Below are 12,723 nucleotides of genomic sequence, written 5' to 3'. Positions count from 1 at the left end.
TATCGCCTTTCGCGCGCCGCGGCTGCCGTGATGAGGCTGCGGGGGCCGCCGTGCCGGCGCCTCGCTGCTGCGTGGCGGCGTGAGCGGTCGCGAAAGATAGGGCTAAGGCTAGGTCGCCAATATCGGTTAACATTCGCCCGCGCAGTCGTCAGCGCAGGGGGCTTCCTTCTCTTCTAAGCATTTGGGCATTAAATAATGGCAGAACAAAAACTCGGCAATCCGGCCGTGGTCGGTCTCGCCGGCTTCGGTCTCACCACACTGGTGCTGCAATTCCATAACGTGGGCTGGATGCCCAGTATTGGGCCGGTGGTGTGGCTCGGACTCATCTTCGGCGGTCTGGCGCAACTCGCCGCCGGGCTGCAGGAGCAGAAGACCGGCAACAACTTCGGCTATTGCGCCTTCACTTCCTATGGTGCCTTCTGGATCGCGCTGGCACTGATGTTGATCGCCAACAAATACGACCTCTTCAAGGCGAGTACGGAGGACGTCGGTTGGTTCCTGGTCGCCTGGACCCTGTTCACGGCGATCCTCTGGGTCGGTTCATTGCGCATCCACGGCGCCATGGCAGTGACCTTCACCTTGTTGTTGGCCGGCTTCATCCTGTTGGACCTGGCGCACTTCGGTTATCCCCAAATGACCGTCGTGGCCGGCTATACCCTGATCGTCTGTGCCCTGAGCGCCTGGTATATGATGGCCCGCATCATCCTGAACGAGCTCTACGGGCGCGAACTCCTGCCCGCGGGCAAGCCCTGGGCGTGAGTCCGGCGCGCCCCGACGCTCCCGCCTTATCCTGACCGATTCGACTCAAGAGGACTCGACAATGGGAAAAACGCAGTGTGCCCTGGCCGGCCTGATCCTGACGCTGGGCAGCAGCCCCGCCCTGACCTGGGCCGCGGACGCCCCCGCCTCTGCCTCCGCCCAAGAGGTGGTGGCCAAGGTTAAGGAAGCCGTCCAATACCTGAACGATAAGGGTTTAGCCGGTTTCTCCGATTTCAACAACAACAAAGACGCCCGCTGGGTGTGGAAAGACAGCTATGTGTTCGTCTATAGCTGCAATGACAATGTGATGATTGCCCACCCGCTGCGCCCCGACCTGGTCGGTAAGCCCATCCTGCAGATGCGCGATGACAAGGATCATGCCCTGTTCCAGGACATGTGCAAGGCGGCCGGAAATCCGAATGGCGGCTGGGTCGAGTATTGGTGGCCGAAGCCGGGTGAGGCCAAGGCCTCGCGCAAGATCTCCTATGTCCATAGCGCCCCGGTCTCGTTCAAGTCGGATATCCAGGTCGGCGCCGGGATCTATGACGAGAAGCTGACCCCGGCCGATCTGAGCAAGATCGTCGAGGACTCCGCCAAGCCGCAGAAGGCGGTGCCCTGACACGGCGACCAGGTCAGCGCTATTTGGTGGTGATTGGCGGCCGGGATGCCGCCATCCTGCGCCAGGCGGCGCAGGGCGGTGGGGCGGGGTCCAGACCCCGCCCCGCCCCTGCGGGTATTTGGAAATTCGCCGGTTAGAGTGCCACCACACGGACGGCGGCCGGGCCTTTGGGAGTGCTTTCGATTTCGAATTCCACCTCCTGGCCCTCGCTCAACGTCTTAAAAGAATCGCTTTGAATCGCCGAGAAATGGACGAACACGTCCTTGGAGCCATCGGCCGGTGCGATGAAACCAAAGCCTTTTGATTCGTTGAAAAATTTGACCTTGCCACGAAGTTTAGCCATGTTTGTGATCTCTGAAGGAAGAGCGGATGGGGGACGGGAAGCCGGGAGTTCCTTAGTATCTGATCAACGCGGCGTGCCGTCAAGATTCCGGTGTGCGGCTCCCGTGCGTCACCGCGCTTTGCGCGTTGTCGTGCCGGCACGGCGCCGGATAGCTGGCGGGGGGGGCTCATGCGGCGATGACTTATTCTAATGTGGCTCATCTTCTCACGAGAAGAGGGCCGGCAAAGGCTTCACCAGCCGGCAATGGGGGGCTGTGGCCTGGACACCATCCGGGCGTGAGCCGATGCGCTCCGGCATGATGCGGTGAAGGCTTAAGCGCCCATCGTTATAACAACTCCTCCCCCCCCCGCATGACGCGGCGCACCAGCGGGATAGTCGGCGGGCGCTGCTCGCGCAGTGACAGGCTGTCGATCCGCGCCACCAGTTCCAGCAGGGCGGAGGGGTGGCGCGGGTGATGGGTCAGGATGTAGCGTGTCACCTCCGCGGGCAGCGGCATCCCGCGCCGCCGGGCGGCGGCGCACAGCAGGGCCTCGATATCCCGCTCGGTGAGTGGGAGCAATCGGTACCGCGGTCCCCAATGCAGACGCGAGCGCAGGTCCGGCAAGCCGAGCGCCAGGTCATCTGGGGGCGCGCTGGCCGCAGCAATCAGTGCACGGCGGCGCTCGCGCAGTCGGTTGAATAGATCGAACACTGCACGTTCCCAGATCGGCGCCCCGGCAATCCGCTCCACATCGTCCAGGGCCACCAGATCCAGCCGTTCCAGTGACTCCAGGATGTCCGGCTCGATCCCGGCGCGACCGAGCGGGATGTAATGGGCCTGACGCCCCACCTGCGCGGCCGCCAGGCAGGCGGCCTGCAACAGGTGGGACTTGCCGGTCTCCGGCGGACCGAACAGAAAGATGAAGGGCTCGCCGCCGCCGATCGCCGTCCCCCGGATGGCCGCGACCGCCTCCGCGTTCGGCCCCGGCAGATACTCGGCCAGCGTCGGTTCGCTGACCAGTTCGATCGGCAGGTGCAGTTGCAGGGCGGCGTTAAACAATGGATTGCGAGCACCGGGGGGTCAGTCGGGCCCGGTGTCCCCCGCCCGCGTGAGGGCCAGCGCGGTCCGCGCCAGTCGCCGGCCGAGTGCCTGGCAGAGTCGCCGCTCCTCCTCGGTCAAAGGCAAACTATTGTCCGGCCCGGCGACGTGTGAGGGCCCGTAGGGGGTGCCGCCGCCGCGGGTGTGCAGCAGGTCGCCCTCGCTGTAGGGCAGACCCATCAAGAGCATCCCGTGATGCAGTAGCGGCACCATCATCGTCAGTAAGGTCGATTCCTGGCCCCCGTGGAGACTGGAGGTGGAGGTAAAGACGCCGGCCGGCTTGCCGGCCAGGGCGCCGTTGAGCCACAGTGGACTGGTGCCGTCGATGAAATATTTCATCGGCGCGGCCATGTTGCCGAAGCGGGTCGGGCTGCCCAGGGCGAGTCCGACGCAGTGACGCAGGTCCTCATGGGTGGCATAGGGGGCGCCGGTGGGCGGGACCCCGGGCTCCACGGCTTCACACACAGTGGAGACGGCGGGCACGGTACGCAGCCGCGCCTGCACCCCGGGCACCGACTCGATGCCGCGTGCCACTTGTCGGGCCAACTCGGCGGTGGCCCCGTGGCGGCTGTAATAGAGGACCAGGATGTAGCTCAAGTGCAATACCTCAAAGGGAGTTCGGGACAGTGCGTGGCCGCTGGTCCTGGGGCGTCCGCGCACAGCCGTTGCGACCGCTGGATCAAGACGCCGCAGTGTAACCCAAGACGCGCGGCGCTCCGTAAGAAACGAAAAAAATGCCCACAAGACAATGACCTTTGTTAGAGGAGACGCCTGCCATGAGTCCCGATCAGCCCCTTTGCTACAGACCAACCGCGGTGCTGGTCGACCGCTGCTACGCCTGGCGCTGGGTGCCTCCCCGTGGCTGATGCGCGGCCTGACGTGGTCGAGAATGAGGCGCCGCCGGTGTGCTGCCGCTGTCTGGTCGAGGGGCGCGTCCAAGGGGTCTACTTCCGCGGCGCCACCCGGGAGCAGGCGGTACGGCTCGGTGTGACCGGCTATGCCCGCAACCTGCCCGATGGCCGCGTGGAGGTGCTGGCCTGCGGGCCCCCTGACGCGGTAGCGCAACTGCGCTACTGGTTGCGCTCGGGTCCGCCCATGGCACGGGTCGCCGCGGTCAACTGCGAGCCGCGGGACTATCAGTCCTGGTCCGGGTTCTCGGTGGATTGAAGGGTTACTGTGAAAGTCGCGCCGGGAGCGCGCTCCAATTCTCCCTCCCCTATTGGGGGAGGGCGGGGTGGGGGAACGGCCAAGGCGCCCGCCACTTTCATCTTGCGGGGCGGCGCGGGCGCCATGGCCGTTACCGCGGCTGTTTGCCCATCGTCAGGCGGCCCAGTGCGTCGACAGCGCCTCGGCCTGAGCAAGCACCGTCCGCACGGCGGCACTCTCAAGGTCCGGCGGGTAGCCGTACTTGCGCAGGATACGCTTCACCAGCACCCGCATCCCGGCGCGGGCACTCTCGCGGTGTGACCAGTCCACGGTCATACCGCCGCGCAGGCCGGTCAGCAACTCGTGCGCGATGACTTTGAGTGTGTCGTCACCCATCACCTCGATCGCGCTCTGGTTCTCGGCCAGAGCATCGTAGAAGGCGATCTCGTCCGCCGACAGCCCCTGCGCCTCACCCCGTTGGCGGGCCGCGCGGATGTCACGCGCGATATCAATCAGCTCGCGCAGGATCGCCACCGTGCTGATGGCGTTGGTGTGGTAACGCGCGATGGCCTCCTCCAGCCGCTCGGAGAACCGCTTGGTCTCCACCACATTGGTGCGGGTGCGCGAGCGAATCTCGTCGTTGAGGAGCCGACGCAGGGCCTCCAGCGCCAGGTTCTTCATCTGCGCGAGCTCGGCGAGGAACTCTTCGGACAGAATAGAGATATCCGGCGTGGCCAGCCCGGCCGCGGTCAGGATGTCGACGATCTCGGTGGAAACCACGGCGCGGTCAATGATCTGGGCGATGGCAAAGTCCCGGCTGGTCCCGGCCGTGCCGCCGCTTCCACCGCTCTTAACCAGGGCAGCGCGGATGGTCTGAAAGAAACCGACCTCGTCGCGGATCGCCCGGGCCGCGTCGCTCGCCGCCGCCAGGGCGAACGCCTTAGTCAGGGCCAGCACCGCATCCTGATAGCGGCGGTGCGCGCGCTTCTTGTTCTCTGCCTTCTCTGCCTTCTCTTCCCGCTCTGCCGCCGCGTGCTGATGCGCAAGAATCCACTCGATGGCCTCGGCCATGACCACCAGGCGCTGTTGCGGCGTGCCTTTGAGGCCCCGGCGGTAATCGAAGCCGTGGACCATCGCCGCTACCACGTCGTACTTCTCCAGCAGCACCGCCACCGCTTGTGCCTCGTCAATGCCGGTCTGGTCCTGGTCCGTGGCTGAATACTGGCGCAGCGCCTCCTTGATGTTCTGGGCGATGCCGATGTAGTCCACCACCAGGCCCGCCGGCTTGTCGCGGAACACCCGGTTGATCCGCGCAATGGCCTGCATCAGAGCGTAGCCATGCATCGGTTTGTCGACATGCAGACGATTATGGCCTTGCCGTGGAGCGCGGCCACGCGGTCCTCAAAGTGCTGCACCAGGTCGGCGGCCACCAGGTTCAGGCGCCGCTCGGCTCCGACCAGGGCCTCGACCGTGGACCACTTGCGCTTCAGGCGTTCCTGCTCGCTCTGCGCATCATCCTCGGTTAGCGCGGCGATCTCGGCATCGATGCACGGCTACTCATCCTCGGGCAGCTCGATACGGGCGAGCCGGCTCTCGTAGTAGATCGGCACCGTCGCGCCGTCCTCGACCGCGTGGCTAATGTCGTAGATGTCGATGTAGTCGCCGAACACCGCCGGGGTGTTGATGTCGTCGTGCTCGATCGGTGTCGCGGTGAAGCCGATGAAGGAGGCATTGGGCACGGCGTCGCGTAGATGCTTGGCAAAGCCGTAGTCGATCTCACCGGTCGTGCGGTCCAGCCGCGCCTTGAAGCCGTACTGGCTGCGGTGCGCCTCGTCGGCGATCACCATTACATTGCGGTGGTCGGTCAGCAGCGGGAAGACGTCCTCACCCGCGGCCGGTGAGAACTTCTGGATGGTGGTGAAGATGATGCCGCCGCAGGCGCGATTCAGTGCGTTGCGCAAGTCCTCACGGCTCTGCGCCTGGACCGGCGTCTGGCGCAGCAGGTCCGAGCACATGGCAAAGGGGGCAAACAGCTGGTCGTCGAGGTCATTGCGGTCGGTGATGACCACGATGGTGGAGGTTCTCCAACTCCGGTCGGCGCACCAGTTGCCCGACGTAGAAGACCATCAGCAGGCTCTTGCCGGAGCCCTGGGTGTGCCAGATCACCCCGATACGCCGATCCCCCGGGCGGTAATCCTTCACCCCCGGCAGTCCGTAGCCCGCCGGGTCCTCCCGCGCCCCGCCGTAGGTCGGGTTAGCGCAGCGTAACCCGACATCGGTGATGGCGCGCAACGTCGATTCCACCGCGCGCCGCACGGCATGGAACTGGTGATAGCCGGCGATGATCTTGATCAGACCAGAGCCGGTGTTGCCGAACACGATGAAGTCCTGGATCAGGGCCAGGAAGTGGCTGCGCTCGAACAGCCCTTCGGTCAGGACAGGTAACTGCGGCGTGGTCTTCGGCGCGATCGTGCGCCCGTCAACGGTGCGCCAGGGCATGAAGCGCTCCGCGTCGGCCGTCAGTGAGCCGATCCGGGCGGCGAGGCCGTCGGAGGTCACCAGGACTGGATTGGTGCGGAACAGCGAGGGGACCTGCGCCTTATAGGTCTGGAGCTGGTTGAAGGCCCCGGTGAGGGTGGCCTGTTCGTCCCGTTCTTGAGTTCGATCACCGCCAGGGGCAGGCCGTTGACGAACAGCACCACGTCGGCGCGCCGCTTGCTCCCGTTCTCGATCACGGTGAACTGGGCCATCGCCAGCCAGTCGTTGGCGTCCGGGTCCGCAAAGTCCACCAGGCGCACCGTGTCGCCGCGGATGGTTCCATCGTCGGCCCCTCCCGAATCAGGAACTCCACCGCAACGCCGTCGACGATGAGCTTATGCAGGCGGCGGTTCTCCTCAATCAGCGAGAGCGACGCACTCGCGACGACCTGCATCAGGGCATCATGGCGGGCCTCAGCAGGGATCAGCGGATTGAGCTGATCGATGGCGGCCGTCAGGCGTCCCAGTAACAGCACGTCCGAGTATGCCTCGCGCTCGGGGGCGCTACCGTCGGGGCCGATCTGGGCATCGGTGGCGTGGGTGTAGCCCAGGCTCTCCAGATGCTCCAGGAGGGCGTTCTCGATGTCGGCCTCGGAGAGGTAAGTCATGACGCGGGTGACTCCTGCTTGGCTGATTCGTCCAATATGTAGGTCGGGTTAGCGCAGCGTAACCCGACAGCCGCACCATCAATCATGCCCCACGCCCGCGAACGCCGCATCCTTGCACGCCCAATCCCGCGGATAAAGTCCAAACTCCACAAAACGCAGGAAACTCGAATAGGGCCAATCTGCTGCCATGGCGACATACCCATGTTTCACGGGATTGTAGTGGATGTAATCGACATGCCGGGAAAAATCTTCCTCGTCACGGATCACATGCTCCCGGTAACGATGTTGCCATAACGCCTGCTCGCCCCTCGCCCGCCGCGCCTGATCGGCCGGAACCGGTAAAGGTGCAGGCCAATGCTTGGTAACCCAGGTCTTTATGAGTCGCCAACGTAGAGAATGATCCACATCCTCCGTGGGAAGGGTCCAGATGCAATGCAGATGGTCGGGCATAATCACGATCGCGTCGATCCGAAATGGATGCTTCACCTTGACCGCGCGAAACGCCGCGCGCAAGCAATCGATAGTCGGCGGGTCGGCAAATAGCGGGCGGCGGCCCTGGGTGACGAGGGTGAAGAAAAAAGTGCCGCCGGGGACAATCGCGCGCCGATATTGCATTGTTGGAATATCCATGCCGGGCTCTTGTCGGGTTACGCTTCGCTAACCCGACCTACGGGATCTTCGTCAGGTCCGGAGCGATTCGAGTAGTCGATGGGGCCGTGAATCATACGCCACGCCTTGAGGATTCGCTTTTGGTTGATTTCGGGCCTTATTCTTCTGCCGTGGGGCGTAACATAATCCTCGTCGGGCGTTAGCCATCGGCCGTCTTTGAAATAGGAACACCAAGAGCAACTTGGGCAGCAAATTGTTTGATAAAGCATGACGATGTCCGCGAAACGTCCGAATGAGGGAAGCGGGAAACTATCGCGCTGGGTGACATCTGTCGATGCGTAGAATCCGACAACATCCAAAGCGAATAATTGGCCTACCATGCGTGCTTTATCGATGCTCTCGGGAACCACGCTCCAGCGATCGTCGTACTTGCCCCAATATTGCGTCTTGGAAAACGGGAGGGCAGCATAGATTTCGTAGTCGCGCGTCTTGCCCAACAAATATCCAAAGGCTTCAAGAGGAAAGACGTTCCAGGCGTGTCTGCTTACTTTGAGGCGTGCTTCTCGTGAGAGGATCAGCATATGAAGCCTCGCGCGATTCCGTAGGTCGGGTTAGGCGCGTCACTCCAATAGCCGAGTCCGCGCAATGAGACCCGCACTCGCCGTAACCCGACATACCGGCGCCCTTGGGTCATGAACGAATCCCCCTGAATCTCACAGCACCGATTCCACGACCGACTCGGCGTCCCGGATGCGGACCTCGCCGGACATCAGCTTGGGGAGGAGGAGGTTGCGGGTTTGGGCGAGGGTGCGGGATTCTTCGATGTTGGCAAGCATCCGCGTGAATAATGGCTCAACCATCCTTTCAAAGTGCTCGATCAATCCATTGGTCGCGATCATTACGCGCGCGCTTTCGATCGTCTTTGTTGTGATGGTATTAAATACCGATCCGTGTCCAGACTGAGTGAGGTGATCTATAAGCGCGTCAAAGGCACAGTTCAGCCAGAACGACTGACCTTGTGGGGACGTAAGCGCGTCGCATGTCTGGTTCATTGCCATCGCATCGCCAAAGAGACAGAAGCGACCGGTTGTGGCATCACGAGCCACAACAACCGTGACGTATCTGGGGATCAAGCGCGTCGCGCTCTCTTCGAGCCCACGCTGAGTGATCGTCTGCTCGGTGGCAACCAGGAACGGCTGGCCGCATTGGCTGACATCCTTTGCGCTAGCCCAGGATATTGGGCCGCCCCAATACTCAGTAACTTCTGTCTTTGGTGTGCCGCCCGACACCAAACGGGCATGATTATGGAGCAGCGGCTGGGGCTCCCATCCCTCAGGCTTCCCCTCGACATCGAGCCGATCGGGGAACAGGGACCACAGCTCGGGGGTGAGGTACGGTTCCAAGCCTTCCTGCCTGGCGCGGGTGGGGCCGAAATCAACGAACCAGTCCTTGAACAGCGCCCGCGCCATCGCCTCCAGCGTCTCGTTCATCCCGCTGTTTAGCTCGATCTTGTCGTCGAGGGCGCCGAGAAGATAGGCTATTCCCTGCTGTTCGGGTAACGGTGGCAACGGGATTTGAAACGCTTCGATATAGGATTTGATCGCTGGGTGGGTGAGATACGAAAGAACATAACCCGGTGCGGCCTGTGCCCGGTCCAGACGTATGATTGCCACATGCTGGTTCACACAAGCGGGTAATATGTCGCCTGGAACCTCGCAAGCGCGAGCAAATGTTATACCGTCGCCCGTAATGTTGAGCACTAAATCGCCTTCTTGGAGCGCGACTCCTCGCAATCTACTTGCCTGCTCATCCGAAATGAACGCAAGACCAGCGGAGTTAAAACAACGGTCGAAAACATTTTGACTCCTGACTAAGACGAAGCGGCTACGTTGGGCCAGATATGACCCTTGCCCGCCAGTCGGCGTCGCCCCTGAGCCGATCTTTGTAGCAATGTCCGCGAGTCGAACTACAGGCCAATCCGCAACGTGCGATACCGGCGGGCTAGCTGACATATACGATCCCAGCCAGCCTCTCCCGAATGACCGCCGTCAACCGCTCCGCCTCCTCAAACTGTCCCTCCAACGTCTCCTGCAACGCTGCGAACCGCTCCACGAAGGGCGTCCCGTCCTCCTCCACCGCCGCCGCCCCGACATAGCGCCCCGGTGTCAGCACATAGCCATGCCCGGCGATCTCCTCTTTGACCGTGGCCTTGCAGAACCCCGGCACGTCGGCGTATTTGCCCGCGTCCATCTCGCCCCGCCAGGCGTGGTAGGTGTTGGCGATCTTGTCGATGTCCTCGTCGGACCGCTCGCGCCGGGTGCGGTCGACTAGGTGGCCGAGCTTGCGGGCGTCCATGAACAGGGACTCACCGCGGCGGTCGCGCAGGTAGCCGCCAGCTTTGTTCTTCGCCAGGAACCACAGGCAGGCGGGGATCTGGGTGGAGTAGAACAACTGACCAGGCAGCGCGATCATGCAGTCGACCACGTCGGCCTTGACCATCGCCGTGCGGATGTCTCCCTCGCCCGACTGGCTGGAGGACATGGAGCCGTTGGCGAGTACCACCCCGGCGGTGCCGTTGGGTCCCAGATGGTGCAGGATGTGCTGCAACCAGGCGAAATTGGTGTTGCCCGCGGGCGGAGTGCCGTGGCTCCAGCGCGCATCCTCGCGCAGCTTGTCCCCGCCCCAGTCGGAGATGTTGAAAGGCGGGTTGGCGAGGATGAAGTCGGCGCGCAGGTCCGGGAGCTCGTCCTTATGGAAACTGCCCTCGTTGTTCCAGCGGATGTCGGCATCAATGCCGCGCACCGCCAGGTTCATCTTGCATAGCCGCCAGGTGACGTAGTTCGACTCCTGGCCGTAGATGGCCAACTCGCCGATGCGCCCGCCGTGAGTCGTCAGGAAGCGCTCGGTCTGCACGAACATGCCGCCGGAGCCGCAGCAGGGATCGTAAACCCGGCCCTGAACCTTCCGGGCGGGGTCCGGGAAGGGCTCGAGCATCTCGACCAGGACGCGCACCACCGAGCGCGGGGTGTAGAACTCCCCGCCGCGTTTGCTCTCGGAGCCGGCGAACTGGCCAAGGAAGTATTCGTAGACCCGGCCGAGCACGTCGCGGGCGCGGTCCTGGGACTCACCGAGTGCAATCCTGGAGATCAGGTCGATCAACTCGCCCAGCATCACGGCGTTGAGTGCCGGGCGGGCGTACTCCTTGGGCAGCACGCCCTTGAGGCTGAGGTTGACCTTCTCGATCGCGAGCATGGCCTCGTCGATCAGCTTGCCGATACCGGGCTGCCTGGCCTTCGCCTTCAGGTGCGACCAGCGCGCCGGCGGCGGCACCCAGAAGACGTTCTCGGCAACATACTCGTCTGGGTCTTCGGCACCCGCCGGGTATTGCGTCAGCAGCGCGGCGTGTTTGGCCTCGAAGCTGTCGGAGATGTGCTTGAGGAAGATCAGGCCCAGCGCGACGTGCTTGTCGTCGGAGGGCTCCATGTTGCCGCGCAGTTTGTCTGCGGCCTTGAACAGTTCGGCCTCGAAGCCTAAGTCCCCGCCCATGCGGTCGGACGTTCCATTGGTCTTTTCCTCAGCCATGGCCTAATGCGTGCTCCTGGGCGATGTGGGGCGCACGGGACGGGGCGACCCCGCGAGGTGCGATACCACTGCCAATATAACATCCGTCGCGACTCTTGCCCCCAACCTTGTGGTGGAAGGTTGGGTTAGAGGTTGAGTCCAGCCGCAATCTATTCCTTGCCGGGGTGGCTTGGTGTGCTGACTCATCCTTTTCCCCTCCCCCCTTGTGGGGGAGGGGTGGGGGTAGAGCCCAGGCGTGATCGATCACTTGCCGAGCTCGGTCGCCGTCCCGGCCGATCCTTTTCCCGCCGCCCTGATGGGGGATGGTAGTGGTGGGGGATTGCATCTCAGTTCGCTCAGAATTCGCTCCAACACGCCCTGCGTATTACCCAACACCTCGTTGTTCCAGAACCGCAGTACACGAAACCCCTGCGCCCTCAGCCAGTCATCCCGGCGGCTGTCGTAGTCCTGTTGATCGGCATGCTGGCCGCCATCGATCTCGATGACGATCCGGGGGGCAAAGCAGGCAAAATCCGCGATGTAGGGGCCGATGGGGGCTTGGCGGCGAAAGCGGACGCCGAGCTGTTGGTGGCGCAAGGACGACCAGAGGCGGCGCTCGGCGTCGGTCATGTTCTTGCGCAGAGCTGGGGCGTTGTCGCGTAGCTCAGGCATTGTTACCCCCCACCCTAACCCTCCCCTGCAAGGGGGGAGGGGACGAGGTTCACGCGCAGGGCGCGGGCATTATCGCGGAGCTTGGGCGTGGTCACCCTAACCCTCCCCCACAAGGGGGAGGGGACTGAGGTGCAGGGACTACGGCGAGCGGGCGACATTGATCTGGTCGCTGAATTGGCCGAACTCGGTGTCGCCATGGACATAGATCGCCTTATATTTGCGGACCTCGGCCTTGCCGGGCACCAGTAGCGCGCGGTTGTCGATATAGGGCGACACGGTGCAACGGTCCATGTAGGTGAACTCGGTCTCATCCCCGCGTTTGGAGTAGAACTTCACCCCGTGACTGTGGCCTTTGTAGAAGGGCAACTGGATCTTGCCGCCGCCGAGATCCAGGGCCGTCAGGGTGGGTTTCATCGTCGCCGGATCGACCGTGTTCTCGGCACCCTCGATGCCGAGCAGGGTGCCAATGGACGGGGTATAAGCCCGGGGCGGCCTTGATGCGCCGGATCAAGGCGTGCAGATAGTCCTCGGCCGCATCCCGGGCGGCCCTCTTATCGGCGGTGCCCTGTTTGGAGACGGCGGCGGCATGGTCGGCGTCGGCAAACTTGTGCCTGGCCAGAAACCGAAAACCCCTTTCTTACTCAATCTGTTATAATCTGGCCCCATGGTTTAAGTTTGGCGCCACTTCCGATCGATGGGGCATGATACCAAGCGGTAACCGATGGATTTTCTGGGTCCGGTGGGGTACGGTCGCAATTTCGTGAATGCGCCAAGCCGTCCATTTCAATGAG

At 63.2% G+C, this 12,723-nt stretch carries 18 protein-coding genes; 4 read left to right on the top strand and 14 right to left on the bottom strand.

The window, feature by feature from the left end; genetic code table 11:
• The first annotated feature begins 195 nt into the window (after positions 1 to 195).
• Both QZY44_RS29325 and QZY44_RS29320 read left to right on the top strand, forming a co-directional pair.
• A complete protein-coding gene (locus QZY44_RS29325; protein WP_295456180.1) occupies positions 196 to 759 on the top strand; it encodes an acetate uptake transporter in 564 nt (187 codons plus the stop codon).
• 61 nt (positions 760 to 820) lie between these two features.
• Complete coding sequence (locus tag QZY44_RS29320) at positions 821 to 1,378, top strand: cache domain-containing protein (RefSeq protein WP_295456179.1); 558 nt, start codon at positions 821 to 823, stop codon at positions 1,376 to 1,378.
• Positions 1,379 to 1,511: 133 nt separating this feature from the next.
• Here QZY44_RS29320 and QZY44_RS29315 read toward each other — a convergent pair whose 3' ends face one another.
• The 3 genes from QZY44_RS29315 to wrbA form a co-directional block, all read right to left on the bottom strand.
• A complete protein-coding gene (locus QZY44_RS29315) occupies positions 1,512 to 1,721 on the bottom strand; it encodes a cold shock domain-containing protein (protein ID WP_295456178.1) in 210 nt (69 codons plus the stop codon).
• Positions 1,722 to 2,046: 325 nt separating this feature from the next.
• Entirely contained in the window at positions 2,047 to 2,760 is a 714-nt protein-coding gene (gene hda, locus QZY44_RS29310; protein ID WP_295456177.1) for a DnaA regulatory inactivator Hda, read from the bottom strand.
• 21 nt (positions 2,761 to 2,781) lie between these two features.
• A complete protein-coding gene (gene wrbA / locus QZY44_RS29305) occupies positions 2,782 to 3,396 on the bottom strand; it encodes an NAD(P)H:quinone oxidoreductase (protein WP_295456176.1) in 615 nt (204 codons plus the stop codon).
• 261 nt (positions 3,397 to 3,657) lie between these two features.
• On the opposite strand from wrbA, the gene QZY44_RS29300 reads away from it, so the two are divergent.
• Positions 3,658 to 3,966, top strand: a complete 309-nt coding sequence (locus QZY44_RS29300; protein ID WP_295456175.1) for an acylphosphatase — start codon at positions 3,658 to 3,660, stop codon at positions 3,964 to 3,966.
• Positions 3,967 to 4,119: 153 nt separating this feature from the next.
• Here QZY44_RS29300 and QZY44_RS29295 read toward each other — a convergent pair whose 3' ends face one another.
• Positions 4,120 to 5,289 carry a type I restriction enzyme endonuclease domain-containing protein gene (locus QZY44_RS29295; protein WP_295456174.1) on the bottom strand — a complete coding sequence of 390 codons (1,170 nt, stop codon included), beginning with the start codon at positions 5,287 to 5,289 and terminating at the stop codon, positions 4,120 to 4,122.
• Between the two features lie 35 nt (positions 5,290 to 5,324).
• On the opposite strand from QZY44_RS29295, the gene QZY44_RS29290 reads away from it, so the two are divergent.
• Positions 5,325 to 5,471 (top strand): hypothetical protein, encoded by a 147-nt coding sequence (locus QZY44_RS29290; protein ID WP_295456173.1) that lies wholly within the window; start codon positions 5,325 to 5,327, stop codon positions 5,469 to 5,471.
• A 27-nt stretch (positions 5,472 to 5,498) separates the two neighbouring features.
• Here the strand turns inward: QZY44_RS29290 and QZY44_RS29285 are convergent, their stop codons facing one another.
• The 10 genes from QZY44_RS29285 to QZY44_RS29240 form a co-directional block, all read right to left on the bottom strand.
• On the bottom strand, positions 5,499 to 6,014 hold the full coding sequence (locus QZY44_RS29285) for a DEAD/DEAH box helicase family protein (protein WP_295456172.1): 516 nt from the start codon (positions 6,012 to 6,014) through the stop codon (positions 5,499 to 5,501).
• Complete coding sequence (locus tag QZY44_RS29280) at positions 5,992 to 6,528, bottom strand: hypothetical protein (RefSeq protein WP_295456192.1); 537 nt, start codon at positions 6,526 to 6,528, stop codon at positions 5,992 to 5,994. Before QZY44_RS29280 ends, QZY44_RS29285 begins: the two co-directional genes overlap by 23 nt.
• The gene (locus tag QZY44_RS29275; RefSeq protein ID WP_365305518.1) at positions 6,501 to 6,734 is read right to left on the bottom strand and encodes a type I restriction endonuclease; all 234 of its coding nucleotides are present in this window, start codon (positions 6,732 to 6,734) and stop codon (positions 6,501 to 6,503) included. Before QZY44_RS29275 ends, QZY44_RS29280 begins: the two co-directional genes overlap by 28 nt.
• A complete protein-coding gene (locus QZY44_RS29270; RefSeq protein WP_295456170.1) occupies positions 6,677 to 7,090 on the bottom strand; it encodes a type I restriction endonuclease in 414 nt (137 codons plus the stop codon). Before QZY44_RS29270 ends, QZY44_RS29275 begins: the two co-directional genes overlap by 58 nt.
• Before the next feature lie 78 nt (positions 7,091 to 7,168).
• Positions 7,169 to 7,720, bottom strand: a complete 552-nt coding sequence (locus QZY44_RS29265) for a transposase (RefSeq protein WP_295456169.1) — start codon at positions 7,718 to 7,720, stop codon at positions 7,169 to 7,171.
• Positions 7,721 to 7,737: 17 nt separating this feature from the next.
• Complete coding sequence (locus QZY44_RS29260) at positions 7,738 to 8,280, bottom strand: hypothetical protein (protein ID WP_295456168.1); 543 nt, start codon at positions 8,278 to 8,280, stop codon at positions 7,738 to 7,740.
• 132 nt (positions 8,281 to 8,412) lie between these two features.
• Positions 8,413 to 9,372, bottom strand: coding sequence for a restriction endonuclease subunit S (locus QZY44_RS29255; protein WP_295456167.1), 960 nt, complete (start codon positions 9,370 to 9,372; stop codon positions 8,413 to 8,415).
• 328 nt (positions 9,373 to 9,700) lie between these two features.
• Positions 9,701 to 11,281 (bottom strand): class I SAM-dependent DNA methyltransferase, encoded by a 1,581-nt coding sequence (locus QZY44_RS29250; RefSeq protein WP_295456166.1) that lies wholly within the window; start codon positions 11,279 to 11,281, stop codon positions 9,701 to 9,703.
• A 243-nt stretch (positions 11,282 to 11,524) separates the two neighbouring features.
• Positions 11,525 to 11,932 carry an endonuclease domain-containing protein gene (locus tag QZY44_RS29245; RefSeq protein WP_295456165.1) on the bottom strand — a complete coding sequence of 136 codons (408 nt, stop codon included), beginning with the start codon at positions 11,930 to 11,932 and terminating at the stop codon, positions 11,525 to 11,527.
• Between the two features lie 138 nt (positions 11,933 to 12,070).
• Positions 12,071 to 12,346 carry a hypothetical protein gene (locus QZY44_RS29240; protein ID WP_295456164.1) on the bottom strand — a complete coding sequence of 92 codons (276 nt, stop codon included), beginning with the start codon at positions 12,344 to 12,346 and terminating at the stop codon, positions 12,071 to 12,073.
• Positions 12,347 to 12,723: the final 377 nt, after the last annotated feature.

It is taken from the genome of uncultured Thiodictyon sp. (assembly GCA_903837595.1).
GTDB lineage: Bacteria > Pseudomonadota > Gammaproteobacteria > Chromatiales > Chromatiaceae > Thiodictyon.
The sequence above is the reverse complement of the archived record's forward strand: the minus strand, read 5'-3'. Positions and strand labels throughout refer to the sequence as shown.